Annotated in this window: 24 protein-coding genes; 4 read left to right on the top strand and 20 right to left on the bottom strand. The window is 67.1% G+C overall.

Annotation, left to right across the window (positions count from 1 at the left end):
• Window positions 1-15 precede the first annotated feature (15 nt).
• The 4 genes from ACUTR7_RS22840 (at window position 16) to ACUTR7_RS22825 (ending at window position 5,127) form a co-directional block, all read left to right on the top strand.
• On the top strand, window positions 16-1,068 hold the full coding sequence (locus ACUTR7_RS22840) for an ABC transporter ATP-binding protein (protein WP_063328213.1): 1,053 nt from the start codon (window positions 16-18) through the stop codon (window positions 1,066-1,068).
• Window positions 1,065-1,922, top strand: coding sequence for an ATP-binding cassette domain-containing protein (locus ACUTR7_RS22835; protein WP_197944146.1), 858 nt, complete (start codon window positions 1,065-1,067; stop codon window positions 1,920-1,922). Before ACUTR7_RS22840 ends, ACUTR7_RS22835 begins: the two co-directional genes overlap by 4 nt.
• A 129-nt stretch (window positions 1,923-2,051) precedes the next feature.
• Complete coding sequence (locus tag ACUTR7_RS22830; RefSeq protein WP_013800854.1) at window positions 2,052-3,545, top strand: ABC transporter substrate-binding protein; 1,494 nt, start codon at window positions 2,052-2,054, stop codon at window positions 3,543-3,545.
• 100 nt (window positions 3,546-3,645) lie between these two features.
• Window positions 3,646-5,127, top strand: coding sequence for an amidase (locus ACUTR7_RS22825; RefSeq protein ID WP_445609886.1), 1,482 nt, complete (start codon window positions 3,646-3,648; stop codon window positions 5,125-5,127).
• Here the strand turns inward: ACUTR7_RS22825 and ACUTR7_RS22820 are convergent.
• The 20 genes from ACUTR7_RS22820 to ACUTR7_RS22725 form a co-directional block, all read right to left on the bottom strand.
• Entirely contained in the window at window positions 5,114-6,127 is a 1,014-nt protein-coding gene (locus tag ACUTR7_RS22820) for a Bug family tripartite tricarboxylate transporter substrate binding protein (protein ID WP_445609885.1), read from the bottom strand. The genes ACUTR7_RS22825 and ACUTR7_RS22820 overlap by 14 nt on opposite strands.
• A gap of 142 nt (window positions 6,128-6,269) precedes the next feature.
• Entirely contained in the window at window positions 6,270-7,295 is a 1,026-nt protein-coding gene (locus ACUTR7_RS22815) for an AraC family transcriptional regulator (RefSeq protein ID WP_096913901.1), read from the bottom strand.
• Window positions 7,296-7,353: 58 nt separating this feature from the next.
• Window positions 7,354-8,196 (bottom strand): alpha/beta hydrolase, encoded by an 843-nt coding sequence (locus ACUTR7_RS22810; protein WP_445609884.1) that lies wholly within the window; start codon window positions 8,194-8,196, stop codon window positions 7,354-7,356.
• Between the two features lie 107 nt (window positions 8,197-8,303).
• Window positions 8,304-8,948, bottom strand: a complete 645-nt coding sequence (locus tag ACUTR7_RS22805; protein ID WP_012207244.1) for a LysE family translocator — start codon at window positions 8,946-8,948, stop codon at window positions 8,304-8,306.
• A gap of 45 nt (window positions 8,949-8,993) precedes the next feature.
• Window positions 8,994-9,857: a DUF429 domain-containing protein gene (locus ACUTR7_RS22800; protein WP_445609952.1), complete on the bottom strand. Its 864-nt coding sequence runs from the start codon at window positions 9,855-9,857 to the stop codon at window positions 8,994-8,996.
• 14 nt (window positions 9,858-9,871) lie between these two features.
• Window positions 9,872-10,753, bottom strand: a complete 882-nt coding sequence (locus ACUTR7_RS22795) for an EamA family transporter (protein ID WP_199960339.1) — start codon at window positions 10,751-10,753, stop codon at window positions 9,872-9,874.
• A 106-nt stretch (window positions 10,754-10,859) separates the two neighbouring features.
• A complete protein-coding gene (gene folE / locus ACUTR7_RS22790) occupies window positions 10,860-11,582 on the bottom strand; it encodes a GTP cyclohydrolase I (protein ID WP_013800846.1) in 723 nt (240 codons plus the stop codon).
• A gap of 129 nt (window positions 11,583-11,711) precedes the next feature.
• Complete coding sequence (locus tag ACUTR7_RS22785; protein ID WP_012207248.1) at window positions 11,712-12,485, bottom strand: endonuclease/exonuclease/phosphatase family protein; 774 nt, start codon at window positions 12,483-12,485, stop codon at window positions 11,712-11,714.
• A gap of 27 nt (window positions 12,486-12,512) precedes the next feature.
• Complete coding sequence (nudB, locus tag ACUTR7_RS22780) at window positions 12,513-12,989, bottom strand: dihydroneopterin triphosphate diphosphatase (RefSeq protein ID WP_404826711.1); 477 nt, start codon at window positions 12,987-12,989, stop codon at window positions 12,513-12,515.
• An 8-nt stretch (window positions 12,990-12,997) separates the two neighbouring features.
• Window positions 12,998-13,813 carry a curli production assembly/transport component CsgG gene (locus ACUTR7_RS22775; protein WP_197944150.1) on the bottom strand — a complete coding sequence of 272 codons (816 nt, stop codon included), beginning with the start codon at window positions 13,811-13,813 and terminating at the stop codon, window positions 12,998-13,000.
• Window positions 13,814-13,891: 78 nt separating this feature from the next.
• Window positions 13,892-15,694: an aspartate--tRNA ligase gene (gene aspS, locus ACUTR7_RS22770; RefSeq protein WP_445609883.1), complete on the bottom strand. Its 1,803-nt coding sequence runs from the start codon at window positions 15,692-15,694 to the stop codon at window positions 13,892-13,894.
• A gap of 41 nt (window positions 15,695-15,735) precedes the next feature.
• Window positions 15,736-16,359, bottom strand: a complete 624-nt coding sequence (locus ACUTR7_RS22765) for a DUF502 domain-containing protein (protein WP_012207252.1) — start codon at window positions 16,357-16,359, stop codon at window positions 15,736-15,738.
• An 18-nt stretch (window positions 16,360-16,377) separates the two neighbouring features.
• A complete protein-coding gene (locus ACUTR7_RS22760) occupies window positions 16,378-16,689 on the bottom strand; it encodes an FmdB family zinc ribbon protein (RefSeq protein ID WP_034396889.1) in 312 nt (103 codons plus the stop codon).
• Window positions 16,690-16,908: 219 nt separating this feature from the next.
• Window positions 16,909-19,593 (bottom strand): DUF7933 domain-containing protein, encoded by a 2,685-nt coding sequence (locus tag ACUTR7_RS22755; RefSeq protein ID WP_445609951.1) that lies wholly within the window; start codon window positions 19,591-19,593, stop codon window positions 16,909-16,911.
• A 177-nt stretch (window positions 19,594-19,770) separates the two neighbouring features.
• Window positions 19,771-21,219, bottom strand: coding sequence for a sodium:solute symporter family protein (locus ACUTR7_RS22750; protein WP_445609882.1), 1,449 nt, complete (start codon window positions 21,217-21,219; stop codon window positions 19,771-19,773).
• 58 nt (window positions 21,220-21,277) lie between these two features.
• The gene (gene ubiB, locus ACUTR7_RS22745) at window positions 21,278-22,843 is read right to left on the bottom strand and encodes a ubiquinone biosynthesis regulatory protein kinase UbiB (RefSeq protein ID WP_013800840.1); all 1,566 of its coding nucleotides are present in this window, start codon (window positions 22,841-22,843) and stop codon (window positions 21,278-21,280) included.
• A complete protein-coding gene (locus ACUTR7_RS22740) occupies window positions 22,840-23,478 on the bottom strand; it encodes a ubiquinone biosynthesis accessory factor UbiJ (RefSeq protein ID WP_065345757.1) in 639 nt (212 codons plus the stop codon). Before ACUTR7_RS22740 ends, ubiB begins: the two co-directional genes overlap by 4 nt.
• A gap of 122 nt (window positions 23,479-23,600) precedes the next feature.
• Complete coding sequence (locus ACUTR7_RS22735; protein WP_012207258.1) at window positions 23,601-24,617, bottom strand: Tim44 domain-containing protein; 1,017 nt, start codon at window positions 24,615-24,617, stop codon at window positions 23,601-23,603.
• A 53-nt stretch (window positions 24,618-24,670) separates the two neighbouring features.
• Entirely contained in the window at window positions 24,671-25,402 is a 732-nt protein-coding gene (gene ubiE / locus ACUTR7_RS22730) for a bifunctional demethylmenaquinone methyltransferase/2-methoxy-6-polyprenyl-1,4-benzoquinol methylase UbiE (protein ID WP_012207259.1), read from the bottom strand.
• 227 nt (window positions 25,403-25,629) lie between these two features.
• Complete coding sequence (locus ACUTR7_RS22725) at window positions 25,630-26,052, bottom strand: gamma-butyrobetaine hydroxylase-like domain-containing protein (protein WP_013800837.1); 423 nt, start codon at window positions 26,050-26,052, stop codon at window positions 25,630-25,632.
• Window positions 26,053-26,058: the final 6 nt, after the last annotated feature.

Genomic DNA, 26,058 nt, shown 5'->3' with positions numbered 1-26,058 from the left:
GGAAGGCACGCGCCCATGCCCCTGCTCGAAGTCTCCGGCCTCACCATCACCTTGCAGACCCCGCGCGGCCGCGCGCGCGCAGTGCAGAACCTGGAGTTCATCCTGGAGCGCGGCGCCACGCTGGGCCTGATCGGCGAGTCGGGCTGCGGCAAGTCGCTGACCGCCCTGGCGCTGATGGGCCTGTTGCCAGAGCATGCTCAGGTGGACGGCAGCATCCAGCTCAACGGCAAGGAGCTGCTGGACATGGACGAGAACGCGCTGTGCCGCCTGCGCGGCAACCGCATGGCCATGGTGTTCCAGGAGCCGATGACGGCATTGAACCCCGTGCACGGCATCGGCCGCCAGGTGGCCGAGCCGCTGCGCCATCATTTGCGCCTGGGCCGCCAGGCCGCGCGCGCGCATGCGGTGGCGCTGCTGGAGCGCGTGGGCATTGCCCGTGCGGCCCAGCGCTATGACGACTATCCGCACCAGTTCTCGGGCGGCCAGCGCCAGCGCATCACCATCGCCATGGCCCTGGCCTGCGGGCCCGACCTGCTGATTGCCGACGAACCCACGACGGCGCTGGACGTGACCGTTCAGCAGCAAATCCTGGACCTGCTGCAGGAACTGGTGGCCGAGCATTCCATGGCCCTGCTGCTGATCTCGCACGACCTGGGCGTGATCGCGCAGAACGTGGAGCAGTTGCTTGTCATGTACGGCGGCAGCGTGGTCGAAAGCGGCATGACCGAGGCCATCTTCGCGCGCCGCGCCCATCCCTATACGCGCGGCCTGTTCGCGGCCAGACCCCAGCTGGACCTGTCCGCCCCAGGCAGCCTGCCGCCGGCCCGGCTGCCCACCATTGCCGGCACCGTGCCCGAGCTGGTGGACCTGCCGGCCGGCTGCGCCTTCGCGGGCCGCTGCAGCTTCACCGAGCCGGCCTGCCACAGCGAGCGCCCGCGCCCCGTGGTACTGGAGCGCCCGCAGCGGCCCACGCCCGCATCCCTGCAGGCCTGGGCACAGCCGCATGTGGTGCGCTGCCTGCGCCCCGAGGCCATTGCACAGGGCCTGCCTGCACAGGAATGCGCATGACAGGGCACCCCCTCCAGGCGCCACCGGTCCAGACGCCACCGGCCTCCGATGCACCCCTGCTGCAAGTGACAGGCCTGGCCCGCAGCTACCAGCTGCCACGCCGGTCGCTGTGGCGCGCGCCGGAGCAGGTGCATGCGCTGCGCGGCGTGGATTTCACGCTGACGGCGGGGCGCAGCCTGGGCGTGGTGGGCGAGTCGGGTTCGGGCAAGTCCACGCTGGCACGCCTGGTCATGGCGCTGGACACGCCCAGCGCCGGCAGCGTGCGGCTGCTGGGCCAAGATCTGCACCAGTTGGGCCGCCAGGCACTGCGGACGGCACGCCGCGACTTCCAGATGGTGTTCCAGGACCCCTACGGCTCGCTGGACCCGCGCATGACGGTGGAGCACATCGTCTGCGAACCCCTGCTCGCACAGCCTGCGTCGCCCGAACGCACCGCCCGGCGCGACCTGGCCCGCGCCACGCTGGAACAGGTCGGCCTGCGCGCGCAGGATCTGGACAAGTACCCGCACGAGTTCTCGGGCGGCCAGCGCCAGCGCATCGCCATTGCGCGGGCATTGATCACACGGCCCCGCCTCATCGTGGCCGATGAGCCCGTGAGTGCGCTGGACGTCTCGGTGCAGGCCCAGGTGCTGAACCTGCTGCACGATCTGCAGCAGCAGCTGGGCCTGTCCTATCTGTTCATCAGCCACGACCTGGCCGTGGTCCAGCACCTGTGCGACGACGCCATCGTGCTGAGCGAGGGCCGCATCGTCGAGCGCGGAGCGCCGCAGCAGCTGTTCCACGCCCCGCAGCACCCGTATACGCAGGCCCTTGTCCGGGCCGTGCCGCGCATCGCCCTGCAGCACCGGGCCTGAAAGCTGACGGCCGCCCGCGCGGACCAGGCCCCCAGGGCCACGCACCCGTGCGCCGTGGTGTAAAAACACTGCTGCAGGCCGCATACAGCGGCCCGAGAACCATCTGCAAGAATTTCCGGAGACCTGTTCATGTTCAACCGCCGTTCCCTGCTGGCCAGCTCCGCTGCTGCCGGCCTGCCCCTGCTGATGCCCTGGCCTGCGCTGGCCCAGAGCCGCAAGGACAGCATCACGCTGGCGATGACGCTGGAGCCCCCGGGGCTGGACCCCACGGCCGGCGCCGCATCGTCCATCGGCGAGATCGTGCTCTACAACCTGTTCGAGACGCTGACCAAGATCAACCCGGACGGCAGCGTCTCGCCGCTGCTGGCCGAGAGCTGGGAGGTCTCGCCCGACCTCAAGACCTACACCTTCCGCCTGCGCAAGGGCGTGAGTTTTCAGAACGGCGAGCCCTGCAACGCCCACAGCGTGAAGTATTCCTTCGACCGGGCAGGCGACGACAAGAGCACCAACAAGGACAAGCGGACCTTCGCCTCCCTGTCCACGCGCGTGGTGGACGACCACACCGTGGTCGTGATCAACAAGGACATCGATCCCGACTTCCTCTTCGTGCTCGGCCAGGCGACTTCCATCATCGTCGAGCCCAAGAGCGCGGCCACCAACGCCACGCGCCCCGTGGGCACGGGCCCCTACCAGTTGGGCAACTGGAGCAAGGGCGCCTCGGTCACGCTCACGGCCTGGCCGCAGCACCGCATGGCCTCCGGCCTGCGCATTCGCCGCGCCAGCTTTCGCTTCATCTCCGACCCTGCGGCCCAGGTCGCTGCGCTGCTGGCTGGCGATGTCGATGCCTTCCCGCGCGTGACGCCGCGCAGCGTGGCCCAGTTCAAGGCCAACGGGCGCTTCCAGGTCGTGGTCAGCGGCTCGCGCGCCAAGACCATCCTGGCCATGAACAACGCACGCAAGCCCCTGGGCGACGCGCGCGTGCGCCGCGCCATTGCCGCGGCCATCGACCGCAAGGCCGTGATCGACGGCGCGGGCGACGGCTACGGCCTGCCCATCGGCAGCTACTACGTGCCCACGGCCTTTGGCTATGTGGACACCACGGGCATCAACCCCTTCGACGTGGAAAAGGCCAAGGCGCTGCTGGCCGAGGCCGGCGTCAAGACCCCGCTGGAGCTGACCATGACCCTGCCGCCCACGCCCTACGCGCGCCAGGGCGGCGAGGTGATTGCCGCGCAGCTGGCCAAGATCGGCATCCGCGCCAAGCTGCAGAACGTCGAATGGGCGCAGTGGCTGTCGGGCACCTACACCCTCAAGAACTACGACCTGACGCTGATCTCCCATGTCGAGCCCTTCGACCTGGGCAACTTCGCCAAGCCCGACTACTACTGGGGCTACGAGTCCGCCCAGTTCAACGAGCTGTACGACAAGATCAAGAACGCCTCGCGCCCCGCCGACCGCTCGCGCCTGCTGGGCGATGCGCAGCGCCTGCTGGCCCAGGATTGCGTGCACGCCTTCCTCTACACGCCGCAATGGGTCACCGTGGCCAACAAGAACCTGCGCGGACTGTGGAAGGACATGCCCATCTTCGTCAACGATCTCTCGGCACTGTCCTGGGCAACCTGAACCGCGCACCGGCTGAGCCACAGGCGACAGGCGCGCCGGTGGCCCCGGTCCACACTGCGGCAGATCTGCCGCTGGAACCGCCATCCTCGAGGAAGCCGCGATGACTGGAACGACACAGGCCCTGCACGACCTACCCGCCCATGCGCTGCTGCGCGCCTACCGGGAGCGCAGCCTCTCGCCCGTCGAGGTCATGCAAGACCTGCTGGCCCATGTGCAGCGCTGGGAACCGGCCCTGGGCGCCACCTACCTGCTGCGCCCCGAGGCCGCACTGGCCCAGGCACGCGCCAGCGAGGCCCGCTGGCTGCGCGGCGAGCCGGCAGGCCTGCTCGACGGCGTCCCCGCCACGGTCAAGGACAACATCGCCACGCGCGGCGACCCCACCCCCGTGGGCACGGCCGCCATGCCGCAGGTCGCGGCCCCGCTGGATGCCCCGCCCGCTGCGCGCCTGCGCGAGGCGGGCGCCATCCTCTTCGCCAAGACCACCATGCCAGACTACGGCATGCTGTCCTCGGGCCTGTCCTCGCTGCACGGCAACACCTTCAACCCCTGGGATCTGGACAAGACGCCGGGCGGCTCCAGCGCAGGCGCGGGCGCCGCTGCGGCAGCCGGCTACGGGCCGCTGCATGTGGGCACGGACATTGGCGGCTCCATCCGCCTGCCCGCAGGCTGGTGCGGCATCTTCGGCCTCAAGCCCAGCCTGGGCCGCGTGCCCATCGACCCGCCCTATACCGGCCGCTGCGCCGGCCCCATGACGCGCAGCGTGGCCGATGCCGCGCTGATGATGCAGGCGCTGTCCCTGCCCGATGCGCGCGACAGCATGGGCCTGCCGCACCAGGACATTGCCTGGAGCGGCTTCGACATGGACCCCGCCCAGGTGCGCGGCCTGCGCATAGGCCTGCTGCTGGATGCCGGCTGCGGCCTGCCCCTGCAGCCCCGCGTGCGTGCCGTGGTGGAGCAGGCTGCGGCCTGGCTGGAATCGGCCGGCGCCCATATCGAGATCATCCAGCCCTGGCTCACCCGCGACATGCTCGACGGCCTCGACCATTTCTGGCGCATGCGCTCGCATGTGGAAATGCAGTCGCTGCCGGACGCCCAGCGCCGCGTGGTCCTGCCCTTCATCCGCGACTGGGCCGACAGTGCCGGGTCCATCACCGCCACCCAGCTGTTCGTGGCCAGCCAGCAATCGCACCTGCTGCGCGTGGCCACGGTGCGGGCCACGGCGGCCTTCGACTATGTGCTGTCGCCCGTGGCGCCCATCACGGCTTTCCCGGCCCACCTGCCCAGCCCCACCAACGACCCGCTGCGACCGCTGGAGCACATTGCCTTCACCGTGCCCTACAACATGTCAGAGCAGCCCGCCGCGTCCGTGCCCTGCGGGCATGACGGGCAGTTGCCCATCGGCGTGCAGATCGCGGGCCGCCGCTTTGACGACCTGGGCGTGCTGCGGCTCAGCCGTGTGCTGGAGCAGCTGCGGCCGCCGCAGCCGGCCTGGCCACAGCCCCTGCCTCCGGGCAAGGGCACTGGCGACAGCGAAGACGGGGCACAGGCGCGGGCACACGCAGTGCCGGCTACTCCAGCCTGATTCCCGCATCCTTGACGATGCGCGCCCAGCGCGGCAGGTCGCGCGCCATGGCCGCTGACAGCTCCTCGGGCGTGCCGCCCACCGGGCGCAGCCCCATGGCCGCCAGGCGCCCGCTGAGTTCGGGCGAGGCCACGATGCGCCGCACCTCGGCCGAGAGCTTGTCCACGATGGGCCGGGGCGTTCCCGCCGCCACGAAGGTGGCAAACCAGCCATTGGCCTCGAAGCCCGCCAGCCCCAGCTCGGCAAAGGTGGGCACCTCGGGCAGCGCCGGATGGCGCTGCATGCCGGTGATGGCCAGGATGCGGATCTTGTCGGACTTCAGGTGCGCATTGGCCGAGGACACGTCGATGAAAGCCGACGACAGCTGCCCGCCCAGCACATCGTTGACCAGCGGCGCCGCGCCCTTGTAGGGAATCAGCGCCAGATCCAGCCCGGCCCGGGCACGAAGCAGTTCGCCATGCATGTGCGAGGAGGTGCCGTTGCCGTAGTTGCCGTTGCTGTACTTGCCCGGATGGGCCTTGACCAGGGCGATGAACTCCTGCAGCGTCGTGGCCGGCACGTCGCGCGGCACCACGAACAGGTCCGAGGACAGGGCCACCTGCGATACGGGGGCAAAGTCCTTGAGCACGTCATAAGGCATCTTGGCGTACAGCGCAGGCGCCTGGATCATGGCCGTGATCCCCAGCAGCAGCGTGTAGCCGTCTGGCGGCGACTTGGCCACCACGTCGCCGCCGATGATGCCGCTGGAGCCCGGCCGGTTCTCCACTACCATGGGCTGGCCCCAGGCCTGGCTCAGTTGCTGGGCAATGATGCGGCCGATGATGTCCGTGCCGCCGCCTGCCGGGTAGGGAATCACCATGCGCAGCGGCTTGGACGGATAGGCACCGCCTGCCGGCTGTGCAAAGGCGATCGGCGATGCCGTCCCCAGGACAGCACCCAGTGAGGCGCTGGCGGCGCATGCCAGCGCCGCCCGCAGGCAGCCGCGTCGGCTCGATTCCATGGCTTGTCTCCTTGTCCTTCGGTGCTCCGCCCTCGTTGGCGGGGCGGTGTGCCCTGCCGCAGTGGCAGGGTCCATGGACAGTGTGGCCACCGGGCCTTCCGCCACCAATCGCCGATCGTCTCAAAATGATTGGCAAAAAAGATCAGCGGCCGCGATGCTGGGCCTGCCGGTAGGCGCCCGGCGGCAGGCCGGTCCAGCCCTTGAAGGCGCGGTGAAAGGTGCTGGCCTCCGCAAACCCCACGCGGGCCGCGATGTCGGCCAGGGTCAGATCCGGGCGGTTCAGCAATTCGATGGCGGCGTCGCGGCGCAGGTCGTCCTTGAGGGATTGGAAGCCCAGGCCTTCGTCGCGCAGGCGGCGGCGCAGCGTCTGCGGTGTCATGGACAGCGCGGCGCCCACCTGCTCCAGCGAAGGCAGCTCCCCCGCCAGATCGCGGCGCAGCAGGCGGCGGATGCGCTCGCCCAGGCGCGTGCGGTCGCGGTAGCGGATCACCAGGCCCATGGCCGCCTGGTCCAGGAATTCGGCCAGGCTCTCCGGGGTCTGCACCACGGGCAGCTCCAGCCAGCGCGCATCGAACTCCAGCCCCGTGAAGTCGCGGTCACGCTGCAGCGGCGCCAGGAACAGGCGCTGCGCCTCCGTGCCATACGGCATGCTGGCTCCGGCCGGCGCGCACACGCCCGTCAGCTCAATCCTGCGCGACACCAGCCAGGACATGACGCCATAGCCCAGAAAGCAAAAGGAACGCTCGGCATAGGCCAGCGGCGCATCACGCTCGCGCAGCGACACCATGGCGATGCGGGCCACGCCGTCCACCACCTGCAGCCGGGGAGCGAAGTCGCGCAGCACCAGGCGGTAGAAACGCAGCCCGGCCTGCAATGCCTCGCCCAGCGTGCGGCAGGGCAGCATGCTGCGGCAGGCCTGGGCAAAACTGCCCACGGGCAGCGGATGGCGGCACAGGCCCCACAACTCGTCGCGGCAGACGCGGCGCAGCACGCGGATCAGCGCCGCGTACTGCGCCTGGGTCACGCGCGACAGCGGCGCATCCAGCAGGGCCGGCGCAATGCCGGCACGGCGCAGGATGGCTGGCACATCCATGCCATTGCGCTGCACGCCCTGCACGATCTGCAGGACCTGGGCAATGGCAATGGTGTGGGCCGTGGTTTGTGGCATGGGCTTGGTGGAGACGGCGTCAGATGGGCAGGTCAAGGCCTGCCAGCCATTGTCTCCATCAATGGCCCAGATATCGATCCAGGAATCCCAGCACCCGCAGCTCGTAGGGCTTGGGCGCGTAGTCGTACAGGTCCACATGCGCGGCGCCCTCCACCATCCACAGCGCCTTGGGTTCACGCGCCGCATCGAACAGCTCGCGGGTTTCTGCGGGCGTGGTGTGCCGGTCCTGCAGCCCGGCCGCGATCAGCACGGGAGCACCCAGCGCCTTCACATGGTCGATGGGACGCAGTTGCGCCAGCTCCAGATGCAGGCGCAGCGGCAGCTGCCACGCCAGCAAGGGCTTGACCACGTCCGCCAGCCAGCCGATGTGCGCGCGCACGCGGTTGTCTATGGCCTGCCGGATGTCAGGGAACACGGACTCCAGCACCACCGCATCCGGCCCCGGCGCCACATGGGACAAAAGCAGGGCCGCGCCGCCCAGCGATGTGCCGATCACCGCCACCTTCTCGCCCAGCAGCTGCTGCCGCACATAGGCCATGGCGGCACGCACGCCTGCGCCTTCAACCATGCCGAAGCTGATGCGCTCGCCACTGCTTTCGCCGTGCGCGGGCAGGTCGATCAGGCAGACGGAGTACCCCTGCCGATGGAGCATGCGCGCACGCGCCAGCATGGCCAGCCGGTCTGCGTACACGCCGTGCAGCAGCAGCACGGCACCATGGCCCGGCTGCCCCTTGGCGAACCAGCCCCGGACCTGCCCGCCCTCGTCGGTGGGCAACTGCAGCGTCTGGACCGGCCAGTCCGCAGGCGGCGCGCCGACAGGCTGGTGGTCCGGCTGACTCAACAGGCTGCCCACCAGCCAGGCCGCCGCCATCAGCAGGGCCAGTCCGGACAATCCGGCCATCAGCAAGGCGGCAGGCCATGAAAGATTGCGCAATCGGGAAAGCATGGCGTGGACTGTGCCACGGCCCGGCCCTTGCGCCGTGGCCCGCAGCGAAAAGCAGAGTATTCCTAACGCTGCACCAGGGCCAGCCGCACGGCCATGCCCAGAAAGACCAGCCCGGCCACGCGGTTGAGCCAGTTCTGAGCGCGCACGGAGCGCTGAAGCAGCACGCCGAACCAGCCCGAGCAGCAGGCGATGGCGCCGAACACCAGCAGCGCCGCCAGCATGAACACGCAGCCCAGCACCATCACCTGGGTGGCCACGCTGCCGCGCGCGGGGTCCGCGAACTGCGGCAGAAAGGCCAGGAAGAAGATCAGCACCTTGGGATTGGTGAGGTTCATCACCACGCCACGCCCCACCCAGCGCAGCGCCCGTGCGGGGGTCAGCGGGTCGGCTGCGCCGGCCAGCGGCATCTCGCCCGGCCGGGCCACGGCGCGCAGCGCGCCCCAGGCCAGCCAAGCCAGATAGGCCGCGCCGCACAGCTTGATGGCGGTGAACAGCAGGGGCGATGCAGCCACCAGCGCCGCCAGGCCCAACGCAACCGCCGCCGTATGCACCACCAGCCCCAGGCACAGGCCCAGCACCACGCACAGTCCCACGCGCCAGCCACGCTGGGCCGATTGCATGAGCACGAACAGGTTGTCAGGCCCCGGGCTCAGGCCCAGCAGCACGGCCACGCCAAAAAAGGCCAGCAGGGTTTCAAAGGTCGGCATCGCTTCTCTCTTTTTGATTCATCGCATGTTCCAGCGCGGCTTGGGTCAGGCTTGCGCCGTGACGATCCAGCCTTCCAGCGGGTCCAGGTCGTGCGGCAACCCATAGAGCGCATCGCCCTGCGCATGGCGGGCCGCGGCCCAGGCGGCCTGCAGCATGCAGATCACGGCGTCCAGCCTGTCTCCGCTGCCGTCTGCCAGCAACTGGTTGCGGGTTTCTTCGGCGTCGATACGCAGGCGCAGCGCCAGCGGGTTGTCGCCGCGCTCCAGCGCCGCCAGCAATTGCACACGCGCCTGATGGCGTTCGGGCGTTTGCCGCGCGGGCTCGTCGCTTTTGTAGCTGCGGCGGCCGATCACGGCGCGCGCCAGCATGCCCGGGTAGGCTTCCAGCGCCACGCGGCGCGCATCGCCTTCGCCGGGCGGCTGCAGGCCCGGCAGATGCACGCCGGCCGCGCGCAGCAAGGGCAGCCCGGCATGCAGCATGTAGGCTACGGGCGGGTTCACCCATTTCATGGAAGGGCTGGCCCCCGCAGGCCCGTCCGTGGCGCGGTGCGCGAACTTGCCGCCTGCGGGCCGCGCCGCGCAAAAGGCCCTGAACTGCTCGCGTATGGCCTGGCGCGTGAGGCCGGCGTAGTGATCCATGCAGGCCGCCCAGTCCGTGGGCCAGCCCAGTTGCTCCACCAGTTCGCGCGGCAGGCCAAAAGGCAGGTCGAAACCGCCCACCCAGGCCGACTGCCCCGACTGCGCCGCATCGGCGGGCCGGGCCAGCCAGGCGGCCCATGCGTCCAGCGAGGCGAACTCCAGCAAATCCTGCAGGACCACCGTGTCGCCAGCCAGCAGGTGGCCCAGGGCCATGGTGATGGGCTTGCGCGCCGTAGGCCGGCTGCTGAAATCGCAGCCCAGCACCCGCATTGCCGCCATGGCGCTCAGCCCAGGCCCAGCGCCGTCACGCCGACGGCAATGCACACCGCGCCTGCAATGCGCGCCAGGCGGTCGCCTTCGCGCAGCATGTGCCCGCCGATCAGCGCCGCGAACAGCATGGAGACTTCGCGCGCAGGCGCCACGTGCGACATGGGTGCATCCTGCATGGCGTAGAGCACCAGCACATAGGCAATGGGGCTGATCAGCGCCACCAGGGCCGCGAAGCGCCACTGCGTGCGCCACAGGCTGCGCGCAGTGGGCAGGTCGCGCAGCACCACGGGAGCGAGCAGAAACACGCGCACGAAGTTGCCCATGTAGTCGATGAGGATGGGCGACATCAGCAGCATCTTCACGCCGTAGCCGTCCACCACGGTGTAGCTGGCGATGAAGGCGCCCGTCAGCAGGCCGTACCACAGGCCCAGCCGCAGCCGCTCGCGCGCTTCGGGGTCATGACGTGCGCGCAGCAGGCCGGGGCCGCCCGCGATCAGGAACACGCCAACCACCACGCCGGCAATGCCCAGCACGCCCAGCGAGGAAATCTGCTCCCCCAGGAAGACCACCGCCACCATGGACGACAGCAGCGGCCCCGAGCCGCGCGCCAGCGGATAGACCACGGTGAGGTCCGCGCTGCGGTAGCCGCGCAGCAAGGTCACGTAGTAGGCCACGTGCAGCAGGCCGCTGGCCAGCACCACCAGCCATTCGTTGCGCCCCCATGTGGGCACCACATCGCGCCCCACCCACCAGCCCAGCGGTGCCCAGATCACCATCATGATGACCGAGGTGAAGAAGGCGAAGCGCGAGTCGCCGCCCGCCTTCTTGGCCACGATGTTCCAGCCGGCATGGATGAGGCCGGCGACGATGATCAGGGCAAAGGCTTGCAGCGACATGGGCAGGTCCGGGGGAAAGCGGGGCGTGGCGCGGGAAAGAAAAAAGGCCGCGCACTGCGCAGCCTGGGGTCTTGTCTGAGGCGTCCGGGGACGCCACCCCGGGGAGTTACCTGCGGCTGGACACCAGCGAGAGGAACTCGCGGCGCAGTTCAGGATTGGTGAGGAAGGCGCCGCGCATGACGGAGTTCAGCATCTTGCTGTCCATCTCGCGCACGCCGCGCCAGGACATGCAGAAGTGCGAAGCCTCCATGACCACGGCCAGGCCGTCGGGGCGGGTCTTGTCGAGGATCAGGTCGGCCAGCTGGATGATGGCCTCTTCCTGGATCTGGGGGCGGCCCATGATCCAGTCCACCAGCCGCGCGTACTTGGACAGGCCGATGACATTGGTGTTCTTGTTGGGCAGCACGCCGATCCAGATCTTGCCGATCACCGGGCACAGATGGTGGCTGCAGGCGCTGCGCACCGTGATCGGGCCGACGATCATCAGCTCGTTGAGGTGCTCGGCGTTGGGGAACTCGGTGATGGCGGGCTGCGCCACATAGCGGCCACGGAACACTTCGTTGACATACATCTTGGCCACGCGGCGCGCCGTGGCGCGCGTGTTGTGGTCGTGCGTGGTGTCGATGACCATGCTGTCGAGCACGCCCTGCATCTTGTCCTGGACTTCGTCGAGCAGCAGCTCGAGTTCACCGGGCTCGATGAATTCGGAGATGTTGTCGTTCGCATGAAAGCGCTTTTGCGCCTGCTTCAACCGTTCGCGGATCTTGACCGAGACGGGGGTGCCCTCGGCCTGGCTGTCTTGTTTCATGTCGACGAGTTCTCTGAACATGGCTGGCATGGTAACAGCGAAACCCGCGGCATGGCACGCAAGGGATTTTCCACCCAAACGCAGGTTCTGCCCGCGCTGAAAGCTATCATTTCAATAGCAAAAGAATGGCTTGTGTGACAGAACCCGGGGCTAGAGGCGGAATTCGGCAATCAGCGGCAGATGGTCGGACATGCGCCACCAGATGCGTCCCTTGGGCACATGCAGGCCCAGCGGGGTGAGGCCACGCACGTAGACGTGGTCCAGCTGGGCCAGCGGCAGGCGCGAGGGATAGGTGGGCACGCTCGGCAATTCGTCGTATTCGTACAGGCCGAAACCGCCGAGCATGCGCTTGATCTGGCCACCCCAGTCGTTGAAGTCGCCCGCCACCACCACGGGCGCGCCGGGCGGCACCTCGCGCTCGATGAAGCGCTTGAGCTGGGAGACCTGGCGCACGCGGCTGCCGGGGATCAGGCCCAGGTGCACCACGATGGTGTGCACGCGCCGGTTCTGCACTTCCACCTCCACATGCAGCAGGCCCCGCTGCTCGAAGCGGTGGTCGGAGATGTCTTCGTGCTGGTGGCCCACCACGGGCCAGCGGGTGAGCAGCGCGTTGCCATGCTCGCCGTGGCGCGTGTAGGCATTGGTGCGGTAGACGGCCTCGTAGCCCAGGGGAGCCAGGTACTCCGCCTGCGACACCTGGGGCCAGCGCTCGAAGTACGCGGCCTCCTTGTGGTTCATCTTGCGCACTTCCTGCAGGCAGACGATGTCGGCATCGAGCTGCTCCACAGCGTGTCCCAGGTTGTGGATCTCCAGGCGGCGCACGGGACCCATGCCTTGCACGCCCTTGTGGATGTTGTAGGTCGCGACGCGCAGTATGGACGGGCCGGGGTCCACCTCGTGGGAGGATTTCACGTTGTCAGTCATAGGCGGTCAGGAACACAGGGATCGGGATCAGTCCAGCTCCAGTGAAGCGAATCGCGGCAGCATCAGGATGGCTTCCGCATTGGACGGGGAGTAGCAGCGCTCGGCAGCGTCATGCCAATGATGCCAAGCAGATGCGGTATGTTCCCTCGGATTCAAGAACACAGGGGTGTAGGACGGAATCCGCAGGCCGAAAACCCTCTCGCGGTTGTGCCATACACCGGGCGCATAGCGGTGCTGCCAGGCCGGGTAGATGGTGTAGATGTTCTCCAGCGCCCAGTCCTGCAGCAGGCAGCAGGGTGCCTCGGGATCGATGCCGGTTTCTTCCCGCACCTCGCGCACTGCGGTCTCGCGCCAGGACTCGCCTTCATGGTCCTTGCTGCCCGTCACCGACTGCCAGAACTCCCCGCCCTCAGGCGCCGGTGCCGTGCGGCGCATCAGCAGCACCTGCCCGTCATCGCGGTAGATGACGACCAGCACCGATTCAGGGATCTTGTAGCCTGGCATGGCAGGCATCAGCCCTTGCCCTGGACCGCTTTGGTCGCCACGGGCGGTGGCAGCTCCTTGGCCTGCAGCGCGCGCACCTGATGCACGAGCTGGTTGTGCGCATCCAGAAAGGCGGCGGCGATGACCTTGCCCTCGTTGGTATTGCTCCAGCCCGCGCCCGCCGCGCCCAGGCGGCCCAGCACCATGCCGCCCACGCCCAGATCGGTGGTGCGGGCGGCACCCGTGGCAGCGGCCACCTGCTCGGTGGTTTCGTTGTCCGACAGCAGCAGCGCGGTCTGCGCCTCCTTGAACTTGACCTGCTCGACCATGCCGGCCAGCCCAGCGATGTCCCGCAGCACCGGAATCACGGCAACCACGCCGGCCAGGCCCCGGCCCGCGTCCTGCTCGCTGAAGGTCAGGCTGGGCGTCAGCGTGTATTGCGCCTCATAGCCACGGCCCTTGCGCACCGTGGAGTTCTCGCGCAGCACGCCGGCGTTCTTCAGGTCCTGCTCCTGCACCGTGCCGCGCAGGCCCGCGCCCCGGTCCACCACACGAAAGCAGCCGCTTTGCTGGGCCAGCAGCTTGATCAGCGGCACGGGCGAGGCGGGCAGCTGGTAGCCCGACCCCATGACGTAGCCGTTGGGATTCTCGGCCAGGGCCAGCGTGGCCACGGGCGCGTCGCAGCGCACGAGTTCGCGCGAGCCATTGTTCGCGCCCAGGGGCCCGGCGGAGCCGGTGATCTCCGAGCCGCCCTGCCCCAGCTCGGTCTTCTTTTCCCCGCAGCCGGACAGGCCCAGCCCTGCCAGCACAGCCAGCGCCACCGATGCAATGCCTTGAAAACGCATGAAAGCTCTCCGCAAAAAGAAAAACGGCAGAAGCTGTGCCAGCTTCTGCCGTCCGTATCAAGCCGCCAGGCCCGGTCCTCAGCCCTGGGTGGCCGCCAGCGGGTTGCGCAGGCGGATGTGCAGCTCGCGCAGCTGCTTTTCGTCCACGGGCGAAGGCGCCTGGGTCAGCAGGTCCTGGGCACGCTGGGTCTTGGGGAAGGCGATCACGTCACGGATGGAGTCGGCACCCGTCATCAGCGTGATCAGGCGGTCCAGGCCGAAGGCCAGGCCACCGTGCGGGGGCGCGCCGTACTGCAGCGCGTCCAGCAGGTAGCCGAACTTGGCGCGGGCGTCTTCGGGCGAGATCTTGAGCGCGTCAAACACCTTGCTCTGCACGTCGGCGCGGTGGATACGCACCGAGCCGCCACCCAACTCCCAGCCGTTCAGGACCATGTCGTAGGCCTTGGCCAGGCAGTTGGCCGGGTCGGTGACCATGAGCTCCTCGTGGCCGTCCTTGGGCGAGGTGAAGGGATGGTGCACGGCCGCCCAGCGGTCGTTTTCCTCGTCGTGCTCGAACATGGGGAAGTCCACCACCCACAGCGGCGCCCAGCGGTTCTCGAACAGGCAGTTGGCCTTGCCGAATTCGCTGTGACCCACCTTCAGGCGCAGCGCGCCGATGGAGTCGTTGACGATCTTTTCCTTGTCGGCGCCGAAGAAGATGAGGTCGCCGTCCTGTGCGCCCGTACGCTTGAGGATCTCGGCAATGGCCGCGTCATGCAGGTTCTTGACGATGGGAGACTGCAGGCCATCGCGGCCCTTGGCCACTTCGTTGACCTTGATCCAGGCCAGGCCCTTGGCGCCGTAGATCTTGACGAATTCGGTGTACTGGTCGATCTCGCCGCGCGAGATCTGCGAGCCGCCGGGCACGCGCAGCGCGACCACGCGGCCGCCCTTGGTCGTGGCGGGGGTGGAGAACACCTTGAAGTCCACGTCCTTCATGACTTCGGTCAGTTCGGTGAACTCGAGCTTGACGCGCAGGTCAGGCTTGTCCGAGCCGAAGCGGAAGGCCGCATCCTGGTACGTCATCATCGGGAACTCGCCCAGATCCACGTCCAGCTGGGTCTTGAAGACCTCGGTGATCATGCGCTGGAAGATGGCGCGGATTTCCTCTTCGTCCAGGAACGAGGTCTCGCAGTCGATCTGCGTGAACTCGGGCTGGCGGTCGGCGCGCAGGTCTTCGTCGCGGAAGCACTTGGTGATCTGGTAGTAGCGGTCGTAGCCGGCCACCATCAGCATCTGCTTGTACAGCTGGGGCGACTGCGGCAGGGCGAAGAACTCGCCATCGTGCACGCGGCTGGGCACCAGGTAGTCGCGCGCGCCTTCGGGCGTGCTCTTGCCCAGCATGGGCGTTTCGATGTCGATGAAGCCTTCCTTGTCCAGGAAGTTGCGCACCTGGATGGCCGTGCGGTAGCGCAGCATCATGTTGCGCTGCATGTAGGGGCGGCGCAGGTCCAGCACGCGGTTGGTCAGGCGCACGGTCTCGGACAGGTTCTCGTCGTCCAGCTGGAACGGGGGCGTGACCGAGGCGTTGAGCACGTTCAGCTCGTGGCACAGCACTTCGATCTGGCCGCTCTTGAGCTTGTCGTTGGTCGTGCCTTCGGGACGTGCGCGCACCAGGCCCTTGACCTGCACGCAGAACTCGTTGCGCAGGCCTTCGGCAGTCTTGAACATCTCGGCACGGTCGGGGTCGCAGACCACCTGCACATAGCCTTCGCGGTCACGCAGGTCGATGAAGATCACGCCGCCATGGTCGCGGCGACGGTTCACCCAGCCGCACAGGGTAACGGTTTCGCCCATCAGGGCTTCGGTCACTAGACCGCAGTAATGGGAGCGCATGGCCATGATGAAAAGCTTCCTGCGCCCGGGATGGGCGCGACAGTTTGTTATTTGGATTCCGCGGGCAGTGTGAGATCCGGAGGAGTCACCACGCCCATCGAAACAATGTACTTGAGCGCGGCATCCACGCTCATTTCCAGCTCGATGCAATCGCTCTTGCGAACGATGACGAAATAGCCGCCCGTCGGGTTCGGCGTTGTCGGCACGAAGACGCTCAGGTATTCGTCACGCAGATAGGCGGCGACCTCTCCGCTGGGCGAGCCGGTGACGAAAGCCACGGTCCAGACGCCTTCGCGCGGCCACTGCACCAGCACGGCGGTGCGAAACGCATTGCCACTGTCCGAGAAGACGGTATCGGACACCTGCTTGACGCTGGAATAGATGGAGCGCACCACGGGAATGCGGCTGACCACCGCATCGCCCCAGGAGACAAGCTTGCGGCCGATGAAGTTGCTGGCCGCAGCGCCAACCACCAGCAGGATCAGCAGCGTGAGCACCACGCCGAAGCCGGGAATGTGGAAACCCAGCAGCCGGTCCGGATGCCAGGCCTCGGGCAGGATGGCCAGCGTCTGGTCCAGCGTGCCGATGATCCAGTTGAGCACGCCCAGCGTGATCACCAGAGGAACAATCACCAGCAGGCCGGCGAACAGCCATTTGCGCAGAGCGGACATGAGAAATGCAAGCCTTGATTAATGGCCCGTGGAGGGTGCGGGAGCAGATGCGGGGGCCGCAGCAGGCGCAGTTGCCGCAGGTGCGGCAGATGTATCCGAGGCCTGGGTGTCTGCCGCTGGAGCCGGCGTGGCGGCGCTCTTGCTGCCGCTGTTCTTGAAGTCGGTCGCGTACCAGCCCGAGCCCTTGAGCTGGAAGCCGGCAGCCGTCAGCTGCTTGGAAAAGGCCTCGGCACCACAGGCCGGGCAGGTCGTCAGCGGAGCATCCGAGATTTTCCGCAGCACGTCCTTGGCATGACCGCAGGAGCCACACTTGTATGCATAAATAGGCATGGCGCTAATGCTTATACGAGAGAAGATGCAAAACTTTCGATTATAGGCATCCGCCCGATACTGCGGCTGCCTTGCCCCCAAAGGCCCAGGCCGGAGAGCCGCAAGCCGCATGCATCAGTCGGTACCTGATGGCCCGAAATGCAAAATGCCAGTCGCGCGGACTGGCATTCCATCAGGGCGGTGCCGGCCCCGCTGCCGGGGCGCCTGCCGCGTCCATGTTCAGCGCCGTGCCCGGCGCCGCTGCATCCCCATACCGGCCAGCATGACGGCAAGGCCCATCAGCACCAGGGCAGGCACCCCGGTGGCGGGGACCGGCTCCGGCGTCAATGCGGCAGCAACCACCAACTCCTGGTCACGCGAATTGTTGGCCGGCTCCGGGTCCGTGGTTCCACTGACCGCCGTCACCGTGGCTGTCAGGCTGCCCTGCGTGGTGGGCGTGAAGCTCACCGTGCAGGAAATGCGGGCACCCGAGGCCAGCGGCGCGCCAGTCGGCACCGCAGGCGTGCATGAGGTGCTGGCACCTGCCGGCAGCCCTGCGATGGAGCAATTGGCAAAGGCCGCCGCATTGGGGCCGGCATTCGTGCAGACGAACGATCCCTTCACGGGAACACCCACGTTGGCGGTGGCCGGCAGCGTGACGCTGGTGGCCTGCATGTCGGCCCGCTCCACGGGGTTGAAGGGGTGGGCCTTGGTGTTGTTGGCCGGCACCGGATCCACCGTGCTGCTGCTCGCCGTCACCAAGGCCGCGATGGTGCCCGTTGTGGTGGGCGTGAACTGCACTGTGCAGGCGATGCTGCCGCCCGATGCCAATGGCGAGGCCGTGGGCACGCTGGGCGTGCAGGACGTGGTCGCCCCGGCGGGCAGGCCGGAGATCACGCACGAAGCCGCCGTGGCCGCACTGGGGCCGGCATTGGTGCAGCTGAAACTGCCGGATACCGGCGCACCCACCGTCATGGTCAGGGGAAGCGAGATGGCGCTGGCCTGCATGTCGGCACGCTCCCCGGGGCTGTAGGGGCGCAAGATGGTGTTGTTGGCAGGCACCGGGTCCGGCGTGCCACTGCTGGCGGAGACCAGGGCCGTGAATGCCCCGCCCGCTGTGGGCGTGAAGCCCACCGTGCAGTCGATGCGGGCGCCCGAGGCCAGCGGCGATCCTGTAGGTACAGCGGGAGTGCAGGACACGGACGCGCCTGCCGGCAGGCCTGAAATGGCGCACGAGGCTGCCGCCGCAGGGCTGGGCCCCGCGTTGGTGCAGCTGAAGCTGCCGGATGCCGGCGTGCCCACCGCCATGGAGGCCGGCAGGGTCAGCTCCGTGGCCCTCATGTCCGCCGACTCCCCTGGGTTGTAGGGGAAGGACATCGCATTGTTGCTTGGAACCAGATCTGTCGTTGCACTGCCGGCCGTCACCAGTGCCGTGATGGCGCCCGTGACAGCAGGCGTGAAGCCTACCGTGCAGGCGATGCTGTCGCCTGCGGCCAGCGGCGATCCTGTAGGAACAGCGGGAGTGCAGGATACGGAAGCGCCTGCCGGCAGACCTGAAATGGCGCACGAGGCTGCCGCCGCAGTGCTGGGTCCCGCGTTGGTGCAGCTGAAGCTGCCGGATACCGGTGCTCCCACCGTCATGGACGGCGGAAGATCAACGCTGGCGGCCTGCATGTCGGCCGCTGGCGCAACCGCCAGCACAGCCAGTGTGGCCGGCTGGTTCAGGCCAATAAGACTGAGGTTGGAAGAACCGTTGGTGAAGCTGCCTGTCGCGGTCGGGCGCACGTCGAGGCTCACCTCGCAGAAGGCGGCGCCCTGGGCCAGGTCTCCGTTGGACACGGTCACGGTGCTGCCGCCTGCTGCAGCCTGCACGGTCGTGCCGGGGCAGGTGGTGCTGGCATTGCCCTCGACGACCAGTCCTGCAGGCAGGTTGTCGGTAAACGACCAGCCTTGCTTGCGCAGCAGATCGTTCGTATTGGTGATGGTCATAGTCAGCCGGGAGACCTGGCCGAGGTGGATGCTGGCAGGCGAGAAGGCCTTGTCCAGTTGCGGCGTCACGTCGATGATCTGCGCGTTGTCGATCGACGAATCGTTGCCCATGGAGCTGGTCTGGTCGTTGTGCAGAACAAACCCGACAGAGGCCCCGCTGAAGAGCAGTGCTCCCGGAGAAGTCACTGTCTGGGCCACAGCGGTCTGGGAGCCGGAAATACCGATAGGTGTTGTATTGAATGACTGTCCACCCACGCATGGATTGATCGCGGTCGTGGAGATGGGCAGTTCCGTACCAGCGTCATTGATCAGAGAAAAACGCAGCAGCGGGGCTGCAAATCCCGACGAGCAGAAGGTCGCCACCACATCGGTACGGGCCGTGAGGAATCTGCTGCTGGCACTTTGTGCAATATTGGTGGCGGTACGAAAGGCAATTGCGCCAGCAGGAAAGGTCCCATTCGCTGTAAGCATTGCCATGACGTGATTGTTGCGTGCAGCCGCCGCACTCTGGCCCTGATAGCGCCCGACGACCTCGGCCATCTGCTGCAGGCTGTTCCAGTTGCCTTGGACAGCGCACGCCGCAATCATGGCCGCAGAATCCGGATTCTGGTTGAATGAGGTGACTATGCCATTGCACTGGTTGGCACTCATCCGGTACAGCGGGTCGGCGGTATACATCTGCCCCGCAGGGGCCGCGCCTTTGTAGAGCAGCAGGTCCCGCCCCTCCGTGGTGATGGGGGGTGTCTGCGGGTTTTCGAAATCCTCGCTCCAGACAATGACCGGCGCGACTGGGATTCTCGGCGCAGCCATTGCCACCTGGCCGCACAGGGCTGGCACAAGCAAGGCGCCGCCAAGCCAACTCCATCGGAACCGGACGCCGGCAACAGGCCGCAGCTTCAGCCGGCGAGCCCTCGCAATCAGTTTGAGTGTTTTCATGACGGTGCTTCCTCCCAAGCGTTTGCTATTCGGAGGTCCGCCGTACTGTCACGACCTGTGCTTCACACCACCCAAGTCAGCATTCCGGGACCTCCACAATCCCAGCCGCCGACTATATAGTTAATAACTATTGATGATTGTCATCAATTGTTTTTGCAAATGATGGTGTGACGGCGCTTACCTTTCGGGGCTGAATTCAAGAATGTCTGCGCTGCGATTGGCCAGCCACTGCGGTGCCAGTGACCCGGCCAACATCCCCGTCACAGCCGCCAGCAGTCCCGCCAATTGCTGCGGAAATGCCTCGTGCAAAGCCGGCGTGGCCATGAAGACCACCCACACGCCAATGCCCAGTGCCACGGCGCAAATGGCGCCCTGCGTGGTGGCGCGCTTCCAGTACAGCCCGAAGACCAGGGGCACGAAGGCGCCGACCAGCGGCACCTGGTAGGCGCTGGAGACCAGCTCATAGATGGGCGTTCCTTCCATCTTGATCGAGTAGGCCAGCACGCAGATGCTGAAGACGAGCACGCTGATGCGCATGGCCAGCAGCATTTCCCGGTCGCTGGCCTGGGTGCGGAACTGGCGCCAGATGTTCTCGGTGAAGGTCACGCTGGGCGCCAGCAGCGTGGCCGAGGCACAGGACTTGATGGCCGACAGCAGCGCGCCGAAGAACAGCACCTGCATGACGAAGGGCATCTTGTCCATGACCAGGGTGGGCAGCACCTTCTGCGGGTCCTGCTTGAGCAGCTCCGCCGTCTCGCCGGGCATGATGATCAGCGCGCTGGCCACGAGGAACATGGGCACGAAGGCGAAGCAGATATAGGCCGAGCCACCGATGACGGTGCCGCGCGTGGCGGCCTTCTCGCTGTGGGCCGACATCACGCGCTGGAACACGTCCTGCTGGGGAATGGAGCCCAGCATCATGGTGATGGCCGCGCCAAAGAAGAAGAGGATTTCATGCCAGCTGGGCTCGGGCCAGAACTGGAACAGATCGCGGCTCACGGCCAGGTCGATGACCTTGCCGGCACCGCCAGCCATGTCGCTGGCAAACCAGGCCAGCACCACCAGGCCGACGACCAGGATGATCATCTGCAGGAAGTCCGTCACCGCCACCGACCACATGCCGCCGAACAGCGTATAGGCCAGGATGGACACCACACCGATGGCCATGCCCATGGAAATGCTGACCGTGCCGCCCGACAGCAGGTTGAACACCAGGCCCAGGGCCGTGACCTGGGCCGAGACCCAGCCCAGGTAGCTGAGCATGATGATCAGCGAGCAGACGATCTCGATGGACCGGCCATAGCGGTGGCGGTAGTAGTCGCTGATGGTCAGCAGCGTCATGCGGTAGAGCTTGCCCGCGAAGAACAGGCCCACCAGGATCAGGCACATGCCCGCGCCGAACGGGTCTTCGACCACGCCGCGCAGGCCGCCCTCGATGAACTTGGCGGGCACGCCGAGCACGATCTCCGAGCCGAACCACGTGGCAAACGTGGTGGTGATGATCATGTACATGGGCAGATGGCGCCCGGCAATTGCGAAGTCGGCCGTGTTCTTGACCCGCCTGGCCGCCCACAGGCCGATGGCGATGGTCACGAACAGGTAGGCGATCACCATAGAGAGCAGCACGCTGGCACTCCTGTTTCAAAGTGGGAAAAGGGAGAGGTCCGGAAACCCGTCAGTGTTCTCAGTACCAGCGCAGCCGCACCACCAGTTGCAGCAGGATCAGCGCGATGACAAAGCCGATGCCGGCGCTGACGATGGCCTGCAACAGGCGGTTGGTGAGCTTTTGCTGCTGCAGCAGCTCCTTGAGCAGTTCGTCGTGCTCGCCGGAGTTGCGCGTGAGCCGGCGATGGATCAGGCGCGGCAGCTCGGGAATGAGCTTGGCATAGCGCGGCGCCTCGGCCAGCAGCTCGCGCCACAGCCGTTGCGGGCCCATCTGGTCCAGCATCCATTTTTCGAGGAAGGGCTTGGCCGTGCTCCACAGGTCCAGGTTGGGGTCCAGCTGGCGCCCCAGGCCTTCGATGTTGAGCAGCGTCTTTTGCAGCAGCACCAGTTGCGGCTGGATCTCGACTTGAAAGCGGCGCGAGGTCTGGAACAGGCGCATCAGCACCATGCCCAGCGAAATCTCGGCCAGCGGACGGTCGAAGTACGGCTCGCAGACGGCACGGATGGCGGCCTCCAGCTCGTCCACGCGCGTGCTCGGCGGCACCCAGCCGCTTTCGATGTGCAGCTCGGCCACGCGCTTGTAGTCACGGCGGAAGAACGCCGTGAAGTTCTGCGCCAGGTATTCCTTGTCGTACTCGGTCAGCGTGCCGACGATGCCGAAGTCCAGCGAGATATAGCGCCCGAAGGTCTCGGGCTCCAGGCTGACCATGATGTTGCCCGGATGCATGTCGGCGTGAAAGAAGCCATCGCGAAAGACCTGGGTGAAGAAGATGGTCACGCCGTCGCGTGCCAGCTTGGGGATGTCCACGCCGGCTTCGCGCAGGCGCTCGACCTGGCTGATGGGCACGCCGGTCATGCGCTGCATGACCATCACGTCGTTGCGGCAGAAATCCCAGTACACCTCGGGGATCAGCACCAGGTCCAGCCCTTCCATGTTGCGGCGCAGCTGCGCGGCATTGGAAGCTTCGCGGATCAGGTCCAGCTCATCGTGCAGGTAGTTGTCGAACTCGGCCACGACCTGGCGGGGCTTGAGGCGCTTGCCGTCGGCCGACAGGCGCTCGACCCAGCGCGCCATCATGTGCATCAGCGCCAGGTCCTTGTCGATCACGGTCTTCATGCCCGGACGCAGCACCTTGACGGCCACGTCGCGCTGCACGCCGTTGCGGTCGCTGATCACGGCAAAGTGCACCTGGGCGATGGAGGCACTGGCCACCGGCTCGCGCTCGAAGCTCACGAAGATCTGGTCCAGCTTCTTGCGGAAGGCGCGCTCGATGGTGTCCACCGCAATCTGCGAATCGAAGGGGGGCACGCGGTCCTGCAACCGGGCCAGCTCCTCGGCCACGTCGGGCGGCATCAGGTCGCTGCGCGTGGACAGCACCTGGCCGAACTTCACGAAGATGGGCCCCAGCTCCTCCAGGGCCTCGCGCAGGCGCTGGCCGCGCGGCTTGTCCAGCCGCCGGCCGAGCGTGAGCACCGCGCGTGCGCGGCGCATCCAGGGATGCTCGAAGCTCGACAGCACCAGTTCGTCGAGTCCGTAGCGGAACACCACCCAGAGGATGGTCAGCCCGCGAAGAAACCGGCTCATGGCTTGTCGTTCTCGAAACCGGGCAGGGATACCACGGGGGAACCAACGGGCGCGCTGGCGGGCGCTGCCGCACGTGCGGCCTCGGGGGCGGGGGCATCGGCATCGGGCTTGCCGGCCATGCGGGCCCCCACGAACTGGCGCAGCGCCTGGGCGGCGCTGCGCGCGACCTTGGCCACGGTGTGCGCGGGCGCATCGCCGATGATGCGGGCCAGGTCTTCCTCCACGTCCCATTCGACGTGGTCCACCAGCCAGTTGATGTCGGCGGCCAGTTGCACGTCGCCCTCGATGCGGATGGAGGGCTTGTCGCCGCGCAGGGCCACCTGGGCCAGGGCCAGCGGGGAGGTCTCGGTGACTTCAAGCAGCAGGTCGGGCTGCGCGCCTTCGGGAGCCACGTTGAACAGGCCGGCGGGCGTGATCTGCAGGGCCATGGAGTAGCCGCGCCACTGCACGCGCGCCACGCGGCCCTTTTGCCGCACGAGGCGCTCCATCGCCTCTTTCTCCTGCATCAGCACATGGTTGAGGAACAGCACGAGGCGCTGATGCACCTCGCTGACCAGCCATTGCGGCGGTTGCGGACCGGCCATCACGCGTTCCATGAGACCGTTCAGAAAAGAAAAAGGGGACTGTGTTGCCATAGTCCCCGATTATTCCCGAAGTGAGAGGATGCGGCCGACGCAAATCCGGTCGAGACAAGTGGCCAGCCCATGGCGTGACCCCCTGTCGCATCCCTGGCTTGCGCCGGTCCTCTGCAAATTACTTACTGCAGTGCCTGGACGCCAGCGACCAGCCAGCCGCTGCTGCCGCTCTTGGGCTTGGTCATGTTCCAGACCTCGCGGAAGGGCGTGGGACCTGCCGAGGCGTCCTCGCGGATCATTCCGGAGAATTCCACGCTGGCCATGTAGTCATTGCCCAGATCCTCGATGCCCAGCAACTGGGCATCGATCATGACCACGTCGGTCTGGTTGGGCTGGCCAGGGCGCTGCACCTCGCGCTCGCTGAGCTGGCCACGGATCTCGGTCAGCATCTCGTCGGTCATCATGGCGCGCAGCGAAGCGATGTCCGAGCGGTCCCATGCCGATTGCAGCGTGACGAAGTTGCGCTTGGCAGCCGTCAGGAAGCCTTCGGTATCGAAGCCTTCAGGCACACCCCAGTTCTGCGAGCCTGCCAGGGCAGAGCCGATCTGCACGCCGGAACCCGAGGCCAGGGCGGCCGGCTGGTGGTTCTGCTCCCAGGGACGGGCCGAGGCGTCGTTGCCAACCTTCTCGGGGTTGTACTGGCGTGCCAGCGGTGCGCTGTCCACGTTGCCACCCATGTTGCCCGCGCCCGCAGGGGCCGCGTTCTGGAAGGCGAAGGGGCTGGACGATGCCTGCTGCGCGCCGGCCGCTGCACGGCGCGAGCGCATGACCATGCCCACCACGACCATGATGACCAGGGCCAGCAGGGCGATCAGCAGGAACTGGCCGAAGGCGGCGCCCAGGCCCAGCGAGTGGGCCAGCCAGGCCAGGCCCAGGCCGGCGGCCAGGCCGCCGAGCATGGCGCCCCAGGGCTTCTTGGCCGGAGCGGCCGCAGGCGGCGTGGCAGGCTTGCCCGCAGCGTTCTGTGTGGCGGCGTTCTGCGGCGGCGTGTTCTGCGCCGGCGCGCGCGTAGCTTCACGCTGCGTCACATTGCTCGACTGCTTGCCCACCGATCCGCCACCGCCCATGCGCTTGGCGTCGGCCGTGCCGTGGACCACCACCAGCATCGCGACCAAGACCATAGACCATAGCTTTTTCATGTCATCTCCTCGAATAATCGTGTTGCCGTCACCTCACCGAACGCCTCACGCGCTCAGCACTTGATTCCCACATGCAGGGCCGCAATGCCGCCCGTCATGTTGTGATAGTCCACATGGCCGAAGCCGCATTCCTGCATCAGGCGCTTGAGATCCTCCTGGCCGGGGTGCATGCGGATGGACTCGGCCAGATAGCGGTAGCTGGCGTCATCGCCCGCCACGAGCTTGCCCATGGCCGGAAGAATCTTGAAGGAGTACCAGTCGTAGGCCTTCTCCAGGGGCTTGGCCACCTTGGAGAACTCCAGCACCAGCAGCTTGCCGCCGGGGCGCAGGACACGGTTCATTTCCTTGAGTGCCGCATCCTTGTGGGTCATGTTGCGCAGGCCGAAGGCCACGCTGACCAGATCGAAATGGTTGTCGGGAAACGGCAGGGCCTCGGCATCGCAGACCATGGTGGGCAGGATGACGCCCTTGTTGATCAGGCGGTCGCGGCCCACGCGCAGCATGGCTTCGTTGATATCGGTGTGCACCACCTGGCCGGTGGAGCCGACCTTCTTGGCGAAGGCCAGGGCCAGATCGCCCGTGCCACCCGCGATGTCCAGCGCCTTGTCGCCTTCCTTGAGGTTGGCCACCATCACCGTATAGGCCTTCCAGGCACGGTGCAGACCACCCGACATCAGGTCGTTCATGACGTCGTAGCGCGAAGCGACCGAGTCGAACACGCCGCGCACGCGGCTGGCCTTCTCGCGCTCGTCCACCGACTGGAATCCGAAATGTGTGGTGCTCATAACAACGATGCTAAGCAAGCAGTAGTAATGCGTACAGCGACAACCCCGTGTGGCCACGGGCTTTGCCGGGCAAGGGTTATCAAGAACAAACAGCTTGAAACGCCTTCAAACAAAGACTTTCAAGCTATTTTAAATATAGCACCACCCCCAATAACCCTGTGCCGTACAGAGGTCCGGAATGTGGTGCGAGGGGAACGGCGCCATACAGCGCGCACCCGTGCGCGGCGTCAGTGGCTGCCGCAGCCGTGTCCGCCGCCGCTGGCCTTGCCGGGCATGGGCGTGTCGCGGTCCATGCCGGACTCCTGCAGCCGGTCCAGGTACTGCGCCCAGAACTCGTCCTGGCGGCGGCCCAGTTCGTAGAGGTATTCCCAGGTGTACAGGCCGCTTTCATGCCCGTCGCTGAAGAAGGGCTTGATGGCGTAGTTGCCCACGGGCTCGATGGCCGTGATGGACACCTCGCGCTTGCCCGTCTGCAGCACTTCCTGGCCCGGGCCGTGGCCCTGGACTTCGGCCGAGGGCGAGTACACGCGCAGCAGCTCGAAGGGGATGCGAAAGCTTGCGCCGTCGGAGTAGGCGACTTCCAGCACGCGCGATGCGCCGTGCACGGTCAGGGCTTCGGGGGTTGGGGTGTCAGGGGTCAGGCCGGCCATGCGGTG

The organism is Delftia sp. NA_296.1 (assembly GCF_052692095.1).
Note: the sequence above shows the minus strand (reverse complement) of the source record. Positions and strands in the feature narration are given on the sequence as shown.

Excerpts from the sequence above, each read along its gene's own strand:
- ACUTR7_RS22840 (WP_063328213.1), top strand. The coding sequence starts at position 16 with ATGCCCCTGCTCGAAGTCTCCGGCCTCACCATCACCTTGCAGACCCCG.
- ACUTR7_RS22835 (WP_197944146.1), top strand. The coding sequence starts at position 1,065 with ATGACAGGGCACCCCCTCCAGGCGCCACCGGTCCAGACGCCACCGGCC.
- ACUTR7_RS22830 (WP_013800854.1), top strand. The coding sequence starts at position 2,052 with ATGTTCAACCGCCGTTCCCTGCTGGCCAGCTCCGCTGCTGCCGGCCTG.
- ACUTR7_RS22825 (WP_445609886.1), top strand. The coding sequence starts at position 3,646 with ATGACTGGAACGACACAGGCCCTGCACGACCTACCCGCCCATGCGCTG.
- ACUTR7_RS22820 (WP_445609885.1), bottom strand. The coding sequence starts at position 6,127 with ATGGAATCGAGCCGACGCGGCTGCCTGCGGGCGGCGCTGGCATGCGCC.
- ACUTR7_RS22815 (WP_096913901.1), bottom strand. The coding sequence starts at position 7,295 with ATGCCACAAACCACGGCCCACACCATTGCCATTGCCCAGGTCCTGCAG.
- ACUTR7_RS22810 (WP_445609884.1), bottom strand. The coding sequence starts at position 8,196 with ATGGCCGGATTGTCCGGACTGGCCCTGCTGATGGCGGCGGCCTGGCTG.
- ACUTR7_RS22805 (WP_012207244.1), bottom strand. The coding sequence starts at position 8,948 with ATGCCGACCTTTGAAACCCTGCTGGCCTTTTTTGGCGTGGCCGTGCTG.
- ACUTR7_RS22800 (WP_445609952.1), bottom strand. The coding sequence starts at position 9,857 with ATGCGGGTGCTGGGCTGCGATTTCAGCAGCCGGCCTACGGCGCGCAAG.
- ACUTR7_RS22795 (WP_199960339.1), bottom strand. The coding sequence starts at position 10,753 with ATGTCGCTGCAAGCCTTTGCCCTGATCATCGTCGCCGGCCTCATCCAT.
- folE (WP_013800846.1), bottom strand. The coding sequence starts at position 11,582 with ATGTTCAGAGAACTCGTCGACATGAAACAAGACAGCCAGGCCGAGGGC.
- ACUTR7_RS22785 (WP_012207248.1), bottom strand. The coding sequence starts at position 12,485 with ATGACTGACAACGTGAAATCCTCCCACGAGGTGGACCCCGGCCCGTCC.
- nudB (WP_404826711.1), bottom strand. The coding sequence starts at position 12,989 with ATGCCAGGCTACAAGATCCCTGAATCGGTGCTGGTCGTCATCTACCGC.
- ACUTR7_RS22775 (WP_197944150.1), bottom strand. The coding sequence starts at position 13,813 with ATGCGTTTTCAAGGCATTGCATCGGTGGCGCTGGCTGTGCTGGCAGGG.
- aspS (WP_445609883.1), bottom strand. The coding sequence starts at position 15,694 with ATGGCCATGCGCTCCCATTACTGCGGTCTAGTGACCGAAGCCCTGATG.
- ACUTR7_RS22765 (WP_012207252.1), bottom strand. The coding sequence starts at position 16,359 with ATGTCCGCTCTGCGCAAATGGCTGTTCGCCGGCCTGCTGGTGATTGTT.
- ACUTR7_RS22760 (WP_034396889.1), bottom strand. The coding sequence starts at position 16,689 with ATGCCTATTTATGCATACAAGTGTGGCTCCTGCGGTCATGCCAAGGAC.
- ACUTR7_RS22755 (WP_445609951.1), bottom strand. The coding sequence starts at position 19,593 with ATGAAAACACTCAAACTGATTGCGAGGGCTCGCCGGCTGAAGCTGCGG.
- ubiB (WP_013800840.1), bottom strand. The coding sequence starts at position 22,843 with ATGAGCCGGTTTCTTCGCGGGCTGACCATCCTCTGGGTGGTGTTCCGC.
- ACUTR7_RS22740 (WP_065345757.1), bottom strand. The coding sequence starts at position 23,478 with ATGGCAACACAGTCCCCTTTTTCTTTTCTGAACGGTCTCATGGAACGC.
- ACUTR7_RS22735 (WP_012207258.1), bottom strand. The coding sequence starts at position 24,617 with ATGAAAAAGCTATGGTCTATGGTCTTGGTCGCGATGCTGGTGGTGGTC.
- ubiE (WP_012207259.1), bottom strand. The coding sequence starts at position 25,402 with ATGAGCACCACACATTTCGGATTCCAGTCGGTGGACGAGCGCGAGAAG.
- ACUTR7_RS22725 (WP_013800837.1), bottom strand. The coding sequence starts at position 26,052 with ATGGCCGGCCTGACCCCTGACACCCCAACCCCCGAAGCCCTGACCGTG.